An 18276-nucleotide genomic window follows, 5' to 3' on the forward strand; every position below is an offset into this window, starting at 1 on the left:
ATGGAGTGGACCGGGGCCCGGTACGCCGACAAGCCGACGGCTGAGGCCGAGACCTGGATCGACGCGCCACCGGAACGTGTGTGGTCGCTCGTCGCAGACGTCGGGCAGATGCCGGAGATGAGCACCGAGCTCCGCTCGGTCGAGTGGTGTGACGGCGCCACCGCCCCGGCCGTGGGCAACCGGTTCGTCGGCCGCAGCAAACACCCCGCCTTCGGGGAGTGGGCCACCACCTCCCATGTCATCGAGTGCGAGGAGCCGCGGGTCTTCGCGTGGGCGGTGGAGGATCCGGAGTTCCCGACGGCGGTCTGGCGGTTCACCCTCGAGCCCGCCGACGGCGGTACCCGGCTGCGCCAGTGGATGCAGATGGGACCGGGCCGCTCCGGGTTGAGCGTCGCGATCGACGAGATGCCCGACAAGGAGCAGAAGATCGTCTTCGTCCGCATGCGCGAGTTCGAGAGCTCGATCATCGGGACGCTCGCCGCGATCAAGCAGCGGGTCGAAGGCTGAGCCGGATGCGCACCGCCACCACCATCGAGGCCGGCCAGGAGCACGGTTGGCGGGAGACGCTCGACTTCGCGCTCGAGGCCGAGTCGCTCGGGCTGGACATCTGCTGGGTCGCCGAGGCGTGGGGATCCGACGCGCCGTCCGCGCTGGGCTACCTCGCCGCGCGGACCGACCGGATGCTGCTCGGCTCGGGTGTCGTCCAGCTCGGCACCCGCACACCGGTCGCGATCGCGCAGGCGGCGCTGACGCTGGCCGAGATGTCGGAGGGGCGGTTCCTGCTCGGCCTCGGTCCGTCCGGTCCCCAGGTGATCGAAGGCCTGCACGGAGTGCCCTTCGCCGCTGCACACGCCCGGATGCGTGAGACCGTCGAGATCATCCGGCTGGCGTTCGCAGGCGAGAAGATCTCCTACTCGGGCACGCGGTTCCAGATCCCGCTGCCCGGTGGGGAGGGCCGGCCGATGCGGCTCTCGATCGGCCCCGGCCCCGACATCCCGATCTACGTGGCCGCGATGTCGCCGAAACTGCTGCAGCTGACCGGAGAGGTCGCCGACGGCTGGCTCGGCACCAGCTTCGTCCCCGAGGGCTCGGCCGCCTACTTCACCCACCTCGACGCCGGCCTGGCCGCCTCCGGGCGGTCCCGCGCGGACCTCGACGTGTGCCAGGGTGCCGAGGTCGCCTTCGCCGAGGACGAGGACGAGCTGCGGCGGATGGTCGTCCCGCGGAAGAAGAAGCTCGCGTTCAGCCTCGGCGGCATGGGCTCGGCGAGCACCAACTTCTACAACAACGCCTACAGCCGGCAGGGCTGGGCCGAGGTCGCCGCCGCGGTGCGGGAGCGCTGGCAGGCAGGCGACCGGGACGGCGCCGCGGCGCTTGTCACCGACGAGATGGTGCTCGGCACCACGTTGATCGGCACCGAGCCCATGGTCGCCACCCGGCTGAGCGTCTGGCGCGACGCGGGCGTCGACACCGTCCGGCTCTACCCCGCAGGGGACACCCTCGATGCCCGGCTCACCACGCTCGGCCGGGCCCTCGACCTGGTTCAGGCCCTCGACCGGGCCTGACCGACCTCAGGAGAAGACATGGCCGCCGAGTGGCACAAGACCGCATGCAGCCTCTGCTACGTCAACTGCGGGCTGGAGGTGCAGATCGAGGGCAGGTCGATCACCCGCGTGCGCGGCGACAAGGCCAACCCCCGGTCGGAGGGGTACCTGTGCCAGAAGGCGCAGCGACTGACCTTCCTCGGCAACCACAACGACCGGTTGACCACGCCGCTGCGACGCCGGCCCGACGGCACCCACGAGCCGATCGACTGGGACACCGCGCTACGGGAGATCGCCGAGCGGCTCACCGCGGTGCGCGACGCCGACCGCGCGGCGGGCCGGCCCGGGTCGTTCGCGTACATCGGCGGGGGCGGCCAGGGCAACCACTCCGGCGGCGGCTACGGCAAGTCGCTGCTGAGCTGGATGGGCGGCACCCGGTACTTCAACGCGCTGTCGCAGGAGAAGACCGGGGACTTCTGGGTCAACGGCCGGATGTTCGGCGACCAGACCTGCCACACGGCTGAGGGTGTCGAGGAGTGCGACCTGCTGCTCGTGATCGGCTGCAACCCCTGGCTCGCTCACGGGTTCACCAACGCCCGCAGCACGATCAACACGATCAAGAACGACCCGGACCGGAAGATGATCGTGATCGACCCGCGCCGCACCGAGACCGCGGAGGCGGCGGAGCTGCACCTGGCGGTGCGGCCGGGCACCGACGCCTACCTGCTGTCGGCGATCCTCGCGATGATCATCGAGCGGGGCGGCCAGGACGCGGAGTTCCTCGCCACCCGCACCGAGGGCTTCCCCGACGTGGCGGCCGTGCTCGGCCGGGTCCCGGTGGACGAGTGGATCGCCCACGCCGAGGTGGAGCGGGCCGACGTCGAGCGAGCCGTCGACATGATCCTCGCTGCGCGGGCGATGACCGTCCGGGTGGAGCTCGGCATCCAGCAGGGGCGCCACTCCACGCTCAACAGCTATCTCGAGAAGCTGCTGTACCTCGTCACCGGGAACTTCGGCCGGGAGGGCACGAACAACCTGCACACGTGGCTGTTGCCGCTGTGGGGCAACTCGCCCGGGCAGTACTCGGAGATCACCGGCTTCGAGTACATCGGCGGCCTGCTGCCGACGAACTCGATGGCGGAGGAGGTGCTCACCGACCATCCGAACCGGGTGCGGGCGCTGTGGGTGGAGTCGTCGAACCCGGCCAACACCTACGCCGACACGCGGCTCGTCGAGGAGGCTGTCGAGGCCTGCGAGCTGTCGGTGGTGGTCGACGTGGCCTACACCGAGACCGCCGCGCTGGCCGACTACGTCCTGCCGGCGGCGGCACAGCACGAGAAGTGGGAGTTCACCCTCTTCGACTTCGAGTGGCCCACCAACTACTTCCAGATCCGCCGGCCGCTGTTCGAGCCGCTGCCGGGCACGCTGGTCGAGGCCGAGATGTACGCGCGGCTGTTCGACGAGCTGGGGGTGCTGCCGGACGCCGCGACGCTGGCCGAGCTCGTCGAGACCGCCCGCAGCGACCGGGCGAAGCTGCTGCGGCGCGCCGGTGAGGTGATGGCGACCCATCCAGGGCTGGCGGAGATCGCCCCGGTGCTGCTCTACCGCACGCTCGGCGAGACCCTGCCCGACGGTGCCGCGGCGCTGGCCCCGCTCTGGGCGGGCTGCCACCGGACGGCGAAGCTGTTGACCACCGCGGTGCAGCGGGCGCTCGGCTCGGACTCGACCGCGCCCGAACTGGGTGAGCAGCTGTTCGACCGCATCCTCTCCTCGCCCAGCGGCACTCCCTTCAGCACGCACGAGTACGACGAGGTCTGGGAGCTGGTGAGGAACGACCGGGTGCAGCTGGCCGTGCCGGAGATGCTGGAGTGGCTCGACCGCCTCGACCCGGCCACCGAACGCCCGGACCCGCAGTACCCGTTCTCCCTGATCAGTGGCCAGCGCCGGTCGCACAACGCCAACCAGATCCTGCGCCCGCCCGCCTGGCGCAAGACCGACATGGACGGCGCCCTGCGGGCGCGCTCGGCCGATCTGGCCTCGATCGGCGCGGACGCGGGCGACTGGGTGGCGGTGGTCACCCGCACCGGGCGGATCGTGGTGCGTGCCGAGGTGGACGAGAGCATGCGTCCGATGCAGGTGGCGCTGCCGCACGGGTTCGGCATGTCCGTGCCCGACACCCACGGCGGCCGGGTGGTCAACGGCCCGAGGATCAACCTGATCACCGACGCCACCGACCGGGACCCCATCGCCGGGACCCCGCACCACAAGGACGTCCCGGTGCGGCTGGAACCGGCCACCGCCGCCGAGAGCGAGGCGGCCGAGCGTGACAGCGAGCGGGTCCGCGAGGTCGTCGCGGCGGCTCGGGCCTGAGCGTCCGTTCCCCGGCTCGGCCCGCCGGCCGGCCTGCAGCAGTAGGCCGGCCAGCGCGTCGAGCCGCATCGCCGGGGAGCCGAGCAAGATCGACGCAGGTGCAGCGGGGCACGTGGGCGGGCTGCTGCTGGGCCTTCCGGTCAGAGGTCGGCGAGTGCGGTGTCGACGTCCGGGAGCAGCGGCAGGATCTGCTGCAGGTTCATCGTCTCCCACGGACGGATCACGGCGAGGTTGTCGGGAGGTGCCACGAGGCGCAGGGCCGGCCGGGGGGTCGGGGCCTGCGTGGAGTACCCGGGCCCGGGGGTCGTGGTCGTGCGGCTGGCGATCTCGGCGAGCGTGCCGAGCCCGGAGGAGCCGAGGAAGCCCACCCCGGTCAGGTCGATCACCAGCGCGGTCAGGTCCGGCCACTGCAGGGTGTCGTCGACCACGGCCATCAGCTCGCGCGCGGTCTGCAGGTCCAGCTCGCCCACCACCGTCACCACGGCCGCCGATCCCCTGCGGGAGGCGTGCAGCGTCAGCAGGTCGCCCGGCGCCGGCGATCCGGGCGCCGACGGTTCGGAAGCAGTGTGGTCACTGTCGGTCACGCAAGCACCGTAGCGGCTCGCCGTACCCCGGCGCGTTCGGCCGGGTCCGGGGCTCGGTGCCGACCAGTGGCACAGCCGGACGAGGCGGTGGCCACAGCGCGGGCAGGCGCGGTCACGGAGACGGGGCGGCGGGGGTGTCGATGGCGACGGTGCGCCAGAAGATCCACTCCGGTGCTGCGGACCACGGTGTGCTGGTCGGGGCGGTGGCGGTGCCCGCCGCATCGCGCGCCGAGGACCGCGAGCCTGCCGAGCTCGCCCCCACGACTCTCACTGATCATCCTGCCGACGGCGGTTAGCTTGAAAATGTGAACGAGCGACAGCGGTGTGGCGCGCCCCTCGTCCCCCGACCGTCGGACGTCGAGTGGTCAGGGGACCGCAACGCTCGCGGACTGTCCGACCGGTCCGGTGGGGTGACCCGGTCGGAGATCCGGCGGCTATCCGCACCTCGTGATCGAGGCGTCGCGCCGCTGAAGCCCGGCGGGCTCGGTGGGGAGTGGTGACGCGGAGCGGCCCGGCCACGCCGGCCGACGCCGTCCGGCAGCGTGCTCCGGAGAGCGGCGGCTCGGAGCAGCGGCATGGACGGTGAGACCCACCGGCGCCGGGAACTGGGTGAGTTCCTGAGGGCCCGGCGTCGGCAGCTCGTGCGCGCCGACGTGGGCCTGCCCGTGGTGAAGGGGCGGATCGCGCACGGCCTGCGCCGCGAGGAGATCTCCTACCTGTCCGGTGTGAGCGCCACCTGGTACACGTGGCTCGAACAGGGCCGCGAGATCCGGCCGTCCCGGCAGGTGCTGGACGCGCTGGCGCGGACCCTGCGCCTGTCCGCCACCGAGCACAGCTACATCCTGTCGCTGGCCGGGTACTCCGCCCCGCGCCCGGCCCGGCCGATCCCCGGGACGGCCCCCGCAGGTGTGCAGCAGCTGCTCCGGGCGCTCTCGGACTATCCGGCGTACGTCCTCGCCCCGGACTGGGCGCTCACCGGTTGGACCCCGGCCTACACGGCGCTCTACCGGGATCTGGGCGCCGTGCCGGCCGCCGACCGGAACCTGTTGTGGCTGGTGTTCACCGACCCGTACCTGCGCGAGCTGATGCCGGACTGGGAGTTCTCCAGCAGGCGGCTGCTCGCGCAGTTCCGGGCCGGGGCAGGTCTGCGGCTGGGCGAGGCGTCCTTCTCCGCGCTGGTGACGCGACTGCGCGAGGTGAGCGAACCGTTCCGGGTGGGCTGGGAGAGCCACGACATCGAAGGGTTCATCTCGCGGGAGCGGCTGTTCCGCCACCCCCTCGTCGGCGACCTGCATCTCGAACAGCACCGCCTGACGCCGTCCGACCATCCCGATCTGAACCTGGTGGTCTACACGCCGGTGGTGACCACGGAGGCTCCCGCCAGGCTGCGCAAGCTGCTGGAGATCGTCTCCGAGTCCGCCGCGGGAAGCCCGGACCGCGAGGAGTAGCGCCCCGGCAGCGACGACGACCACCGCGTCAGGACGCGGAGCTCTCGAGAACTGCCGGCAGCAGGGCGCTGGGTGGGGTCCATGGTTTCGCCATGCCCGGCTCATCCGGCACCGGTTGGACCGCTCCGAGGTGCAGGCCGGCTCTTGACCACGCGGACGATCCAGCTCACTATGGGTACCTAACTGTTAGGGACCCTTAGACAGGAGATCGGATGAGCCGAGGACCGAACGGTGAACGCAACGACGAGGACCTCGCCGTGCTTCTCGTCTCGGTGTCGGCTCGTCTCACCCGGCTCTACGGCCGGGTGCTCGGCCAGCTCGACACGCCGCTGACCTTCCGGCAGCACCGCATGCTCCGGAGGGTCTCGGAGGGGCACACCTCGATGGCGGCACTGGCCGCCTTCGGGAACCTCACCGTCCCGACGGTGTCGGAGAGCGTCGAGGTGCTCGTCCGGCGCGGCTTGATGAAGCGGCAGGAGAACCCGCAGAACAGGCGGTCGCTGCTGCTGAGCCTCACGCCGGACGGGCTCGCCGCCAAGGAGGCGGCGGACACGGCGCTGGCCGCGGTGGGGGACCGGCTGCTCCATGCCGTTCCCGACGACCGCCACGAGCTCCTGCACGAGTCGCTGGCGGCGGTCTTCGACGCCGCCACGGACATCTTCCAGGAGCCGATCGGGACCGGTGCGCAGGCGGCCCCGGCCGTCCGAGGGCCGGAGCTCTGACCTACCAGGCACCGCAGTGACAGGCGCGAGAGGAGATCACAATGACGTGTTCGTGGCGGTGGCGCTGGCAGGTGGTACTGCTCGGTGTCGCGAGTCTCGCCCTGGCCGCCTGTGGCGGCGGCGGCGGTGGTGACGCCGAGTCGGCGGAGGCGGCGAGCTGCGCTCCGCTGGGCACGAAGCAACCGCTGACGCTGGGGGTCAACCCGGGCGCGCAGGACCTCGTCACCTTCGTGATGCAGGAGCAGGGCTTCGCCGAGAAGCACAACCTCGACCTGACCGTGAACTCGTTCCAGAACCCGTCCGCCCTGCACGCCGCGATCGGTCAGCACACGGTCGACGTCGGGTTCGGCGGCCTCACCGCGATGGCGGTGGCCCGCCAGCAGGGGCGCGGCGCGATGATCTTCGACGTTCTGACCAGCCCGTCGAACGTCGTGGTCACGCGCAACGACTCCGACGTGCAGAACTTCTCCGACCTGCGCGGACGCAAGCTCGGGGCGTTCGGAGGCCGGTCCAGCGCCACGTTCGCGATCACGTCGATCGTGGCGAAGGAGAAGTACGGGATCGACGACCTCGGCAAGGACGTCGACATCATCGAGGCCCCCGACGCCGCGATGCTCGGCCTGCTCGACGCCGGCAACATCGACGCCGCCCTGATCGGCACCACCGCAACGGTGCAGGCACTGCTCTCGGGCAAGTACCGCACGCTGAGCGACATCTCGCAGGACTACCAGGCCGCGTTCGGTGCGCTCCCCGGCCACGTCCTCGCGGCCACCACCGACGACTACGCCGAGTCGCACTGCGGCGTGCTGAACGCGTTCAGCGCGGCCCTCGACGACACGGTCGCGTTCATCCAGACCGATCCGGACGTCTGGAGCGTCTACGCGAAGAAGATCGAGCTCACCGACCCGCGGGCCCCGGAGATGCTGCACGAGCGCGTGGCGTCGCGCTACATCGCCGACTGGAACCAGGAGCAGGCCGACGCCGAGGCGAAGCTCATCGAGCAGCTCATCCCGGTGCTCGGTGCGGACGACTTCGTGCCGGCCGTGCCCGCCGGGCTGTTCCGGACCGACCTGCGGACGGCCACCTCATGAGCACCGTGGAGAGCAACCGTGACGTCCCGCTCGCGGGTGGGCCGGGCACGGTCCCGGTCGTGCCGGTGGCCAGCGAGACCGACCTCGTCCCGACGCCACGCCGCTCGTGGCGCGGAGTCTGGCTGCGGGCACTCTCCCTGGTCTCGCTCGTGGCGGTCTGGTTCATCGCGTCCCTGTTCTTCGACGAGAGCGTGCTGCCCGGGCCGATCAGGGTGTTCGGCACGCTGGTGTCGAACCTGGGCGACTCCGAGACCTACTTCCATCTCTGGACCACCGTCTACCGGGTGGTCGCCGGCATGCTCATCGCCGTCGTGCTCGGGCTGGTCATCGGCCTGGTGATGGGCCTGTCGAAGTTCGGCGAGGAGTTCCTCGACTCCTGGGTGCTCGTCGCGTTCACCGTGCCGTCGGTCGTGTACGGCATCCTCGCGATCCTCTGGTTCGGGCTGAACGACGCCGCGGCGATCGTCGCGATCGGGGTCACGGCGGTCCCGGCGGTGGCGATCAACATGTGGCAGGGCGTGAAGGCCATCGACCTGTCGCTGGTGCGCATGGGGCAGGCCTTCCACTTCTCGCGCTCGGCGATCCTGCGCAAGCTGGTGGTACCGCAGGTGATCCCCTACCTGCTCGCCGCTCTGCGCTACGCGCTCGGCCTGTCCTGGAAGATCGCCACCGTCGTCGAGCTGATCGGCCTGTCCAGCGGCGTCGGCTACCAGCTCAGCTACTGGTTCGGCCTGTTCAACATGACCCAGGTCCTCGCCTGGACGATCTTGTTCACGATCGTCCTGCTGCTCATCGAGTTCGTGATCCTCAAGCCGACGGAGTACTGGCTCACGCGCTGGCGCCCGTCGATGCAGAACTGACCAGGGAGCCACGGTGTCCGAGAAGGTGTCCCAGAGCGACGGCGACCAGCCCTACCTCGTGATCGACAACGTCCGCAAGCAGTTCCCGCGCCGCGGGGAGCCGCCCCTCACCGTCATCGACGGGCTGAACGTGGCGGTGGAGCACGGGTCGCTGCTGTCCATCCTCGGCCCGTCGGGCTGCGGGAAGTCCACGCTGCTCAACATGATCAACGGCCTCGACGACGTGACGTCCGGCCGGATCGTCATCAACAACCACGTGGTGAGCGCCCGATCGCGCTCGGCGGTCCGCATCGGCGTCGTGTTCCAGGAGCCGCGGCTGCTGCCGTGGCGCACGGTCCGCGACAACGTCCGCCTCCCGCTCGACGAGCTGAACGTGTCGCGGGACGAGGCCGACGAGCGGGTGCAGCGCTACCTCGATCTCGTCGGCCTCGGCGAGTTCGGCGACTACTTCCCGCTGCGCCTGTCCGGTGGCATGCAGCAGCGGGTGGCGCTCGCGCGGGGCCTGGCGATCGAACCCGACCTGCTGCTGGCCGACGAGCCGTTCTCCGCGCTCGACGAGATCACCGCCCGCAAGCTGCGCCGGGAGTTCACCGAGATCTGGCGCGCCACCGGGCGCACGGTCCTGTTCGTCACCCACAACATCCGGGAGGCGGTCTTCCTGTCCACGCGGATGCTGGTCGTCACCGCGCGTCCGTGCACCACGCACATGGACATCGCGATCGACGTCCCGTACCCGCGGGTGCCGGAGGACGACCGCCTCTTCGAGATCGAGAAGCAGGTCACCAAGGACTTCATCCAGATGGAGGAAGCGGCGGCCGGATGATGCTGAAAGGAAACGACGTGAACGGAGCAGACGACGCAGAGCAGGAGCTGCGCTATTCGAGAGTGCGCGCGGCGATGGCCGAGAACGGCCTTGACCTGCTGCTCGCGTACGGCCCGGGGTGGCGCCGGGAGAACATCCGCTACCTGACCGACGCCCGGGTCACCGGCAGCGCCGCACTGGTGCTGGTGCCGGCGGCGGGGGAGCCGTCGGCGTTCTCCGTGCGCCCGGCCGACCTGGGCGTGATCGCGCAGCGCGGCTGGGTCACCGACGTGGTGCGCCTGGACTTCCCCGCGTCCACGGTGCTGGTCGAGCGCCTGCGCGACCTCGCCCCCTCCCGGATCGGGGTGGCTCACCTGGAGCTGTTGCCGCAGGCGATCGCCGACGCGATCGCCGCGGGAGCCCCCGGCGCGGAGGTGGTGTCGGCCACCGGCCTGCTCGACGACGCGCGGATGGTCAAGAGCGACTGGGAGCTCGCGCAGATGCGCCGCTCGGCCGCCGTCTGCGCGGCGGGCTGGCAGAAGTTCGTCGACGTGCTGGAGCCGGGCCTGCCCGAGTACCGCATCGTCGCGGAGGTCGAGGCGGAGCTGAAGCGCCTCGGGGCCGAGGACAACTTCATGCTGATCGCCTCGGGTGGCGACGAGGTGATGGGGATGACGCCGCCGGGCCCGCGCCTGCTCGAAGAGGGCGACATGGTGCGCACCGAGCTCACCCCGCAGATGAACGGCTACTGGCTGCAGATCTGCCGCTCGGCGGTGGTCGGCCGGGCGAGCGACGCCCAGCGCCGCTCGTTCGACCTGTTCAACGAGGCCGTCGAGGCCGGGCTGTCGGTCGTGCGGCCGGGGATCACCGCGCACGAGGTGGCGGTGGCGGAGAACGACGTCTTCCGCAAGTACGGCTACGGCGAGTACTGCACGGCCAGGTACACGCGCGTGCGGGGCCACGGGCACGGGCTGCACCTGGACGAGACGCCGATCATCGAGGGCAACCACACGGTGCTGCCGGAGCGCGCCGTGTTCATCGTCCACCCGAACACCTACACACCGATTGCCGGCTACCACGTGCTGGGCGACCCGGTGGTGGTCACCGCCACCGGCTACGAGGTGCTGATCGAGACGGAGCGGGTGCTCTTCGAGACCCCGCAGGGGGTGGCGGCATGAAACGTGGACTCGTCGTGCTGGATTCGGCGGAGGTGCCGGAGCAGGAGCGTCCCGGGCGCGTGGCGCGGCTCCAGCAACGGCTGACCGACGAGGGGGTGACGCTCGGGCTCGTCTACGCCGACGTCCACCGCTCCGACGATCTCGGCTACCTCACCAACCTGTGCATCTACTGGAACGAGGGCATCCTCGCGGTGCCCGCCGAGGGCGAGCCCGCGTTCCTGATGAAGCTGTCGCCGCGGGTGCACGGGTGGATGCGGCGCTCGTCGACGCTGACCGACCTGCGCAGCGGCAAGGGGTTCACCGCACTCGTGCAGGGCCTGGTGGAGAACCGGGAACAGGGCGTGATCGGGCTCGTCGACGCCGCGCTGTGGCCGGCCACCGCCGTCGAAGAGGTGCGGGCCGCCGCTCCCGGCTGGGAGGTGCGCCCGCTGGGCGGGCTCGTGCGTGAGCAGCGGCTCGTCCCGTCGACGGCGGAGCTCGACCTGCTCGGCCGCGCCGCCGCCGCGCTGCGGACCGCCCTGGACGCGGGGACCGCGCCCGACCTGCCGGACGGCGAGCGCATCGCGATCCTCGAGCAGGCCCTGCGCGGCGCCGGCTACACCGACCTGATGGTCGAGGTGGTGCACGGCCCGGACGGGGTGTCGGCCGTGGAGGTGACCGGGCAGTACCGGTTCGGCTGGCTGCGCGTCGCGCGCCTCGTCGCCCCGCATGCGGGAGTGGCGCTGCCGTCCTGGGCGGCCGCGGTGCAGAACGCGCTGGCCGCCGCCCGCGGTGCCGTCGCGCCCGGGGTGCGGGCCGCCGCGCCCGCCGCAGCCGCGGAGAACGCGTTCACCACCGGCCTCCCCTCCGGGGCCGTCCTGCACGCCACGGTCGTGCACCAGGCCGACCTGTCCACCGGCGGCGACTACGCGAGCCCCGACGAGGAGCTGGCGCCGGGTGCCGTGGTGGTGGTCGGGGTGGAGGTCCTCTTCCCCGACGGCGGCCGCGTGGCCGTCGCCGACACCGTCCGCGTCGGTGTGACCGGCGCGGAAGACCTCGATGCCGAGGAGCAGCACGCATGAGGATTCTGTCGAACGCCGACATCGAGCAGGTGCTCACGCCCGGGGAGTGCCTCTCCGCGCTGGAGTCCGCCTACGTCGAGCTGGCGCAGGGCAAGGGCGCGAACCGCCCGCGCAACCACACCTACTTCCCGGTGGAGGATCCGCGCCATCCCGGCTTCCGGTTCCGGTTCAAGTCGCAGGAGGGCGGCACGGTCGGCAGCGGCGTGTGGGCCCTGCGGATCACCTCCGACATCGCGGGCGTCGAGACGCTCGCCAACGGGGTGCAGCGCCGCCGCCTGATCCCGGCCGCGCCGGGCGGGCGCTACGTCGGGCTCGTGACGCTCTACAGCATGACCACGCTGGAGCCGCTGGCGATCCTGCACGACAGCGTGGTGCAGAAGATGCGGGTGGGGGCCACCTCGGCGCTCGGCATCCGCGAGCTGGCGAGCGAGGACGTCACCGTCGCGGGGATGTTCGGGTCCGGCTGGCAGGCCGAGTCGCACCTGGAGTGCCTGCTGATGGTGCGCCCGGAGATCGAGGAGGTGCGGGTCTACAGCCCCACCCCCGGCAACCGGGAGAAGTTCGCGGCCACCTGGAGCGAGCGCACCGGGCGGCGGATCGTGGCGGTCGACGAGCCGCGCGGCGCCGTCGAGGGCTGCCGGATCGTCACCTGCGCGACCGCGGCCATGGACCCCTGCTTCGAGGGGGCCTGGCTGGAGCCGGGCAGCCACGTCACGGCGATCACCTCGCCGGACGGCACCGCCACCCGCCGCGAGCTGGACGACGCCACGTTCGACCGCGCCGACCGCATCGTCGTGCTCTCCCGCGAGCAGGTGCACCACGACAAGCAGTACGACATCCTCGGCCCGGTCGACCGCGGCCGGATGAGCTGGGACGACATCCACGAGCTGGGTGACCTGCTGGCCGGCACCGCACCGGGTCGCACCCGGCCCGACGAGACCACGATCTTCGCCAACAACACCGGCATGGGCCTGCAGTTCGCGGCGGTCTGTGCCAGGGCGCTCGCGCTGGCCGAGGAGCGCGGCCTCGGCCACGAGGTGCCCACCGACTGGTTCCTCGAGGAGACGTCCCCGTGAGTGAGCTTGTGAACGAACCATCGGCACGGCGCGAGCTTGCCAAGGGAGTCGTCGGCGGGACGGCGATCGTCTTCGGTGACGACGTCAACACCGACGTGATCATCCCGGGCCGCTACCTGGTCAGCATCGACCCGGCGGAGCTCGCCGAGCACGCCTTCGAGCCGCTCGGGCCGGAGCTGCAGCAGCGGCTGCGGGCGAGCGACGTGGTGGTGGCCGGGCGCAACTTCGGCTGCGGCAGCGCCCGCGAGCAGGCCTCGACGTGCCTCATCGGGGCCGGGATCAGCGCGGTCGTCGCGCGGTCGTTCTCGCGGGTGTTCTTCCGCAACGCGATCAACACCGGGCTGGTGGCCGTGGAGTGCCCCGACGCCGTGGACGCCGTCGAGGACGGTGCCGAGGTGCTGGTCGACTACGGCGCGGGCACGGTCACGGTGGGCGGGCAGAGCTTCGGCTTCGCCCCGTACCCGCCGGGCCTGCGCGTGATCCTCGAGGCGGGCGGGCTCATCCCGCACCTCATGCAGCAGGCGAAAGCAGGACAACGTGGGTAAGTCGTTCGCACAGAAGGCCCTGGAACGGGCGTCGGGGGAGAAGGACCTGGTTCCCGGCCAGATCGTCGACGCCTTCCCCGACCTGTACATGAGCCACACGGCCAGCTGGCGCTGCATCCGCACGCTGGAGCGGATGGGCGTCGACGAGCTGTACGACGTCGACCGGATCGCCATGGTGATGGACCACATCTCCCCGGCGGACAACGCGAAGACGGCGGGCTACCACGCGCTGTGCCGGGAGTTCGCCGATCGGATGGGCGTGCGCAAGTTCTTCGACGTCAACGCGGGCATCGCGCACGTCGTGCTGATGGAGCGCGGGCTGATCAAGCCGGGTGAGCTGATCATCGGCACCGACTCGCACTCCACGATCTACGGTGCGCTGGGCGCGCTCGGCACCGGCGTGGGCTTCAGCGAGATCACCGCCACCTGGGTCACCGGCAAGCTCTGGATGAAGGTGCCGGAGTCGATCAAGGTGGAGGTCGACGGGCCGCTCGCACGCGGCACGTATCCCAAGGACGTGATGCTGCGCCTGATCGGTGATGTCGGGGCCGACGGCGCCACGTACTGCTCGGTGGAGTTCCACGGCAGCTACGTCGAGCAGATGTCGGTGTCGGAGCGGATGACGCTGTGCAACCTCGCGATGGAGATGGGGGCGAAGAACGCCTTCGTCCCCCCGGACGACACCGCGCTCGCCTACCTCGACGAGGCAGGAGCCGACCGCGGCTCGTACGAGGTGCTGCTGCCCGACCCCGATGCGCAGTACCGGCAGGTCGAGCGGGTGGACGGCCGGTCGCTCGTGCCGCAGGTGGCGGTGCCGCACACCGTGGACAACGTGGTGGGGGTGGACGAGGTCGCGGGCACGAAGGTGGACCAGGTGTTCATCGGCTCGTGCGCCAACGCCAAGTACGACGACCTCGCGATCGCGGCGGAGGTGCTCGCCGGCAACACCGTGGCGCCCGGCGTGCGGCTGATCGTCACCCCGGCGTCGAGCATGATCATGGCGAAGGCCGCGTCCGACGGGATCGTCTCGACGTTGCTCCAGGCCGGTGCGCTCATCACGAACCCCGGCTGCGGGGCGTGTGCCGGCAGCGGCGGCGCGATGGCCGACGGGGAGGTCACCTTCTCCACGGCGAACCGCAACTTCCAGGGCCGGATGGGCAGCTACCAGAGCAGCATCTACCTGGGCAGCCCGGCCACCGCGGCGGCGTCGGCGATCCGTGGGGTCATCAGCAACCCGCAGGAGCTGCTGGCATGAACATGGTGGAGAAGATCCTCGCCCGGGCGAGCGGACGGCAGTCGGTCGAGCCGGGCGACGTGGTGGTGGCCGAGGTCGACCTGCTGATCATGCACGACCTGAGCGGCTGGCTCACCAGCCGCGTGTTCGACAAGCAGGTGGGCGGCCCCGTGCGCCATCCCGAGCGGGTGGCGATGGTGTTCGACCACCACTACTCCCCGCCCACCGAGGACGCCGCGGACATGCTCAAGGCGAACCGCGAGTGGGCGCGGCGCAACGGCATCCAGCTGTTCGACTGCGGCAACGGCAACATCCACCACACCGTGGTGCGCCGCGGGCTGGTCCGGCCGGGTGCGATCGTCGTCGGGTCGGACAGCCACACGCCGGTGCACGGCGCCCTCGGCGCGTTCGCCGCGGCGCTGGGCAACGACTCCCACGCCGGCACCGTGCTGCCCTACGGGAAGGCCTGGTTCCGGGTGCCCGAGACGGTGCGGGTGGAGCTCGTCGGCACCCCGCCGCCGGGCACCACCGCGCGGGACGTCGCGCTGTGGCTCGTCGGGCAGATCGGCGAGGGCGGCCTGATCTACGCGGCCGTCGAGTTCGCCGGCCCGTACGTCAAGGAGCTGCCGTTCTGGGACCGGTGGCTCTTCCCGCTGCTGTGCGTCGACCTCGGCGCCAAGTGCAGCTTCGTGGAGCCCGACGAGGTGACCGAGGAGTTCGTCCGCTCCCTCCCACCCGGGGCCGCCGACCGGCCGGCGCACAGCGACGGCGGCGAGGCCGCCCGCGTGCTGCGGTTCGACGTCGGCGGGGTGGCACCCCAGGTGGCGTGCCCGCCCACGGTCGGCAACCTCGCCGACGTCTCGGCGCTGGCCGGCACGCCGGTGCAGTACGCCGAGCTGGGCGGGCACGCGGGCGGGCGCCTGGAGGACTTCCGGGCCGCCGCGGAGGTGCTCCAGGGCCGCCGGGTGCACCCGGACGTCCGGTTCAACGTGGTGCCGTCGAGCCGGGAGGTCTTCACCGAGGCCGTCCGGGAAGGGCTGGTGCTCGCGCTGCACGAGGCCGGGGCCACGTGGTTCCCGCCGAGCACGGGCTCCAACCAGGCCTACAACATGGGGGCGATGGCCGCGGGCGAGTCGATGATCTCGACCCACGCCCGCAACTTCCCCGGCCGCAACGGCAGCGCCGAGGCGAACATGTACCTGGCAGCGGCCCGGACCGTGGCGGCATCGGCCGTCACCGGCACGATCACCGACGCAGGGGAGCTCGCATGACCACCGTCGAGGGGCCCGTGCTGCAGGCCCGCGGCCGGTGCTGGACGTTCGGGGACAACATCCCGACCGACCGGCTGGTGAAGACGAAGTACGTCGTCGAGCCGATGTCGGTGATCGTGGCGCACGTGCTCGAGGACCTGAACCCCCGCTTCCCGCTGGAGGTTCAGCCGGGCGACATCGTGGTGGCCGGCAAGCACTTCGGGCAGTCGTCCGGGCGGGCGATCGCGGTGAAGGCGCTCAAGGCCACCGGCATCGGCTGCGTCGTCGCCGACACGTTCGCGCGCACCTTCTACCGCAACGCGTTCGAGGTCGGGCTGCCGGTGCTCGAGCTGCCCGGCGTCTCGGAACTGGTCTCCGACGGCGACGTCCTCGCGGTCGACGTGGCCGCGGGCACGTTCCGCAACGAGGCGACCGGCCAGGAGCGCACCGTCGCGCCCCCGGACGCGTTCCTGCTGGAGATGCTGCGGGCGGGTGGCCTGATCCCGCTGGCCAAGAAGCGCACCGACCTCTTCGACCCCGCCACCTGATCGCCGCGAGATCCGGCTGTTCGTCCCGTTCAGGGCCGGCAGCCGGGTCTCGCCCGTTTTGTCACCAGGATCGTTAACAATCTGGTTGCCAATGGATCATCGTGGTGCCTATGCTCCAGACGCCCCCGGTGACCGGCCTGCAGAGCCGCGCCCCCCTCCCGTGGAGCGTGAGGTCGCAGTGCGACGTCCCGTCGATCGGTGGCGGAAAACTCGATGAGGAGTTGACGAGCCATGCGGTTGCGATCCCGTTCTTCCCGGACATTCGCGGCGATAGCCGTAGCACTTTCCGTCGCCCTGGTGGCGGCAGCATGCGGTGAGGTCAAGCAGGGTGCTCCCGGCACCACGATCCAGGCGGTCAACGCCTACGGCGGGAACTTCGCCACGGAGGGCACGCCCAAGAAGGGCGGCACGCTGCTGGTCGGCGAGGACCGCGAGATCATCGGCTTCGATCCCACGGTCCAGAACCAGAACCCGGCTGCCTCGGCGATCTACGACTCGCTGCTGAAGGCCAAGCCCGACGGCACCGTCGAGCCGTTCCTGGCCAAGTCGATGGACACCTCCGACAACGGCCGGACCTGGACGATGGGCCTGCGCTCGGGCGTCAAGTTCTCCGACGGCACGCCTTTCGACGCCCAGGCCGTGATGATCAACGTCCAGCGGCACATCGACAAGGCCAGCTCGCCCGCGCACCCGGCGGCGGCACTGATCGCCTCGATGACCGCCCCGGACCCGCTGACCGTGGTCTTCACGCTGAAGCAGCCGATGGGGGACTTCGCCCTCAACTTCGGGGGAGCGTTCTTCGGCGGCACGCTCGGGATGATCATCTCCCCGGCGGCCTTGCAGAAGTACGGCGACCAGATCGCGAGCCACCCGGTCGGCGCCGGCCCGTTCACCTTCGTCAGCTGGACGCGGGACTCCAAGCTGGTGCTGGCCCGCAACCCCGGCTACTGGCAGCCCGGCCTGCCCTACCTGGACGGCATCGAGTTCCGCCCGCTCCCCGACACGGAGACGCGCTACTCCTCGATCCAGAACGGGGACGTCGACATGATCTTCGGCGGGTACAACCAGGAGCTCGTGCGTGGCCTGGCCAACCCGAACCTCAACGTCTACTACGGGCCGGGCAGCGCGGGCGAGTACATGTACTTCAACCTGACCAAGGCGCCCTTCAACGACCGGAACATGCGCGAGGCGATCATCCGGGCGATCGATCTCCGGGCGCTGTCCGCCAGCCAGTACAACAACCAGATGATCCCGGCGAAGAGCCTGTTCATCGAGGACAGCCCCTTCCACACCCAAGCCGCCTCCGACGAGTGGCCGACGTTCGACCAGGCGAAGGCCAAGCAGCTCGTCGACGCCTACCGCGCCTCCGGCGGGAACCCGGACTTCACGTTCAAGACGACCACCGCGCGGCAGGCCTTCGCCGAGTTCATCCAGGCCCAGATGGCGGCGATCGGGATCAAGGTCGACGTCAAGACCTACGACCTGGCGCAGTTCTCCTCGTCGGTGCTGCAGGGCAACGACTTCCAGCTCACGAGCTGGGTCGGCCCCTTCGACTACCCCGACCCCGCCGTGGCGCGGATCCTGTCCACGAGCGGCACCGGCAACTACGGCAAGTACTCCAACCCGCAGGTCGACCAGTGGCTGACCGACGCCGCCGAGACCAGCGACCCGGCCCAGCGGACGAAGGACTACCAGCAGGTCGAGCTCCAGGTCGGCAAGGACCTGCCGCTCGCCTTCTTCACCCGCAGCTACCTGTCCACGATCACGAAGAAGGACGTGAAGGGCATCGACCGGTTCATCCTGCGGGACATGTGGTGGGCGACGACCTGGCTGGACCGGACGGCACCGTGAGGCAGGGTGTCACGGCGCTGAGAGAAGTCTGAGGTCGGTCGGCGACCGACGGTGGCGCCGGGTGGGTCGGGTCGGGTACCGAGAGGGCACGAGCCGACGCCGCCCGGCGCCG

General features: G+C 71.0%; 18 protein-coding genes. 17 read left to right on the plus strand and 1 reads right to left on the minus strand.

What is annotated here, in order from left to right:
* The 3 genes from HF577_RS02905 to HF577_RS02915 are packed head-to-tail and all read left to right on the plus strand — an operon-like array spanning window position 1 to window position 3914.
* Complete coding sequence (locus HF577_RS02905) at window positions 1-507, plus strand: SRPBCC family protein (protein WP_169394126.1); 507 nt, start codon at window positions 1-3, stop codon at window positions 505-507.
* Between the two features lie 5 nt (window positions 508-512).
* Entirely contained in the window at window positions 513-1565 is a 1053-nt protein-coding gene (locus HF577_RS02910) for an LLM class flavin-dependent oxidoreductase (protein WP_169394127.1), read from the plus strand.
* A gap of 18 nt (window positions 1566-1583) precedes the next feature.
* The gene (locus tag HF577_RS02915; protein WP_169394128.1) at window positions 1584-3914 is read left to right on the plus strand and encodes a molybdopterin-dependent oxidoreductase; all 2331 of its coding nucleotides are present in this window, start codon (window positions 1584-1586) and stop codon (window positions 3912-3914) included.
* A 140-nt stretch (window positions 3915-4054) separates the two neighbouring features.
* Here the strand turns inward: HF577_RS02915 and HF577_RS02920 are convergent, their stop codons facing one another.
* A complete protein-coding gene (locus tag HF577_RS02920) occupies window positions 4055-4498 on the minus strand; it encodes an STAS domain-containing protein (RefSeq protein WP_169394129.1) in 444 nt (147 codons plus the stop codon).
* 140 nt (window positions 4499-4638) lie between these two features.
* Between HF577_RS02920 and HF577_RS02925 the strand changes: the two genes are divergently transcribed.
* The 14 genes from HF577_RS02925 to HF577_RS02990 all read left to right on the plus strand — a co-directional run bounded on the left by HF577_RS02925 (window position 4639) and on the right by HF577_RS02990 (window position 18164).
* The gene (locus HF577_RS02925) at window positions 4639-4794 is read left to right on the plus strand and encodes a hypothetical protein (RefSeq protein WP_169394130.1); all 156 of its coding nucleotides are present in this window, start codon (window positions 4639-4641) and stop codon (window positions 4792-4794) included.
* A gap of 279 nt (window positions 4795-5073) precedes the next feature.
* Window positions 5074-5946, plus strand: coding sequence for a helix-turn-helix transcriptional regulator (locus tag HF577_RS02930; RefSeq protein ID WP_169394131.1), 873 nt, complete (start codon window positions 5074-5076; stop codon window positions 5944-5946).
* A gap of 212 nt (window positions 5947-6158) precedes the next feature.
* Complete coding sequence (locus HF577_RS02935; protein WP_169394132.1) at window positions 6159-6668, plus strand: MarR family winged helix-turn-helix transcriptional regulator; 510 nt, start codon at window positions 6159-6161, stop codon at window positions 6666-6668.
* 41 nt (window positions 6669-6709) lie between these two features.
* A complete protein-coding gene (locus HF577_RS02940; RefSeq protein WP_169394133.1) occupies window positions 6710-7759 on the plus strand; it encodes an ABC transporter substrate-binding protein in 1050 nt (349 codons plus the stop codon).
* The gene (locus HF577_RS02945) at window positions 7756-8619 is read left to right on the plus strand and encodes an ABC transporter permease (protein ID WP_169394134.1); all 864 of its coding nucleotides are present in this window, start codon (window positions 7756-7758) and stop codon (window positions 8617-8619) included. Before HF577_RS02940 ends, HF577_RS02945 begins: the two co-directional genes overlap by 4 nt.
* A gap of 13 nt (window positions 8620-8632) precedes the next feature.
* On the plus strand, window positions 8633-9442 hold the full coding sequence (locus HF577_RS02950; RefSeq protein WP_169394135.1) for an ABC transporter ATP-binding protein: 810 nt from the start codon (window positions 8633-8635) through the stop codon (window positions 9440-9442).
* Between the two features lie 17 nt (window positions 9443-9459).
* Window positions 9460-10599 (plus strand): M24 family metallopeptidase, encoded by a 1140-nt coding sequence (locus HF577_RS02955; RefSeq protein WP_169394136.1) that lies wholly within the window; start codon window positions 9460-9462, stop codon window positions 10597-10599.
* Entirely contained in the window at window positions 10596-11660 is a 1065-nt protein-coding gene (locus HF577_RS02960) for an aminopeptidase P family N-terminal domain-containing protein (protein ID WP_169394137.1), read from the plus strand. The genes HF577_RS02955 and HF577_RS02960 overlap by 4 nt, the downstream gene beginning before the upstream one ends.
* Entirely contained in the window at window positions 11657-12736 is a 1080-nt protein-coding gene (locus tag HF577_RS02965) for an ornithine cyclodeaminase family protein (RefSeq protein WP_169394138.1), read from the plus strand. The genes HF577_RS02960 and HF577_RS02965 overlap by 4 nt, the downstream gene beginning before the upstream one ends.
* Window positions 12733-13281 carry a LeuD/DmdB family oxidoreductase small subunit gene (locus tag HF577_RS02970; protein ID WP_312858911.1) on the plus strand — a complete coding sequence of 183 codons (549 nt, stop codon included), beginning with the start codon at window positions 12733-12735 and terminating at the stop codon, window positions 13279-13281. The genes HF577_RS02965 and HF577_RS02970 overlap by 4 nt, the downstream gene beginning before the upstream one ends.
* Window positions 13274-14536 carry an aconitase/3-isopropylmalate dehydratase large subunit family protein gene (locus HF577_RS02975; protein ID WP_169394139.1) on the plus strand — a complete coding sequence of 421 codons (1263 nt, stop codon included), beginning with the start codon at window positions 13274-13276 and terminating at the stop codon, window positions 14534-14536. The genes HF577_RS02970 and HF577_RS02975 overlap by 8 nt, the downstream gene beginning before the upstream one ends.
* The gene (locus HF577_RS02980) at window positions 14533-15786 is read left to right on the plus strand and encodes a 3-isopropylmalate dehydratase large subunit (protein ID WP_169394140.1); all 1254 of its coding nucleotides are present in this window, start codon (window positions 14533-14535) and stop codon (window positions 15784-15786) included. The genes HF577_RS02975 and HF577_RS02980 overlap by 4 nt, the downstream gene beginning before the upstream one ends.
* On the plus strand, window positions 15783-16313 hold the full coding sequence (locus tag HF577_RS02985; protein WP_169394141.1) for a LeuD/DmdB family oxidoreductase small subunit: 531 nt from the start codon (window positions 15783-15785) through the stop codon (window positions 16311-16313). Before HF577_RS02980 ends, HF577_RS02985 begins: the two co-directional genes overlap by 4 nt.
* Window positions 16314-16610: 297 nt before the next feature.
* Window positions 16611-18164 (plus strand): ABC transporter substrate-binding protein, encoded by a 1554-nt coding sequence (locus HF577_RS02990; RefSeq protein ID WP_312858912.1) that lies wholly within the window; start codon window positions 16611-16613, stop codon window positions 18162-18164.
* Window positions 18165-18276: the final 112 nt, after the last annotated feature.

This window comes from Pseudonocardia xinjiangensis (genome assembly GCF_012911925.1).
GTDB lineage: Bacteria > Actinomycetota > Actinomycetes > Mycobacteriales > Pseudonocardiaceae > Pseudonocardia > Pseudonocardia xinjiangensis.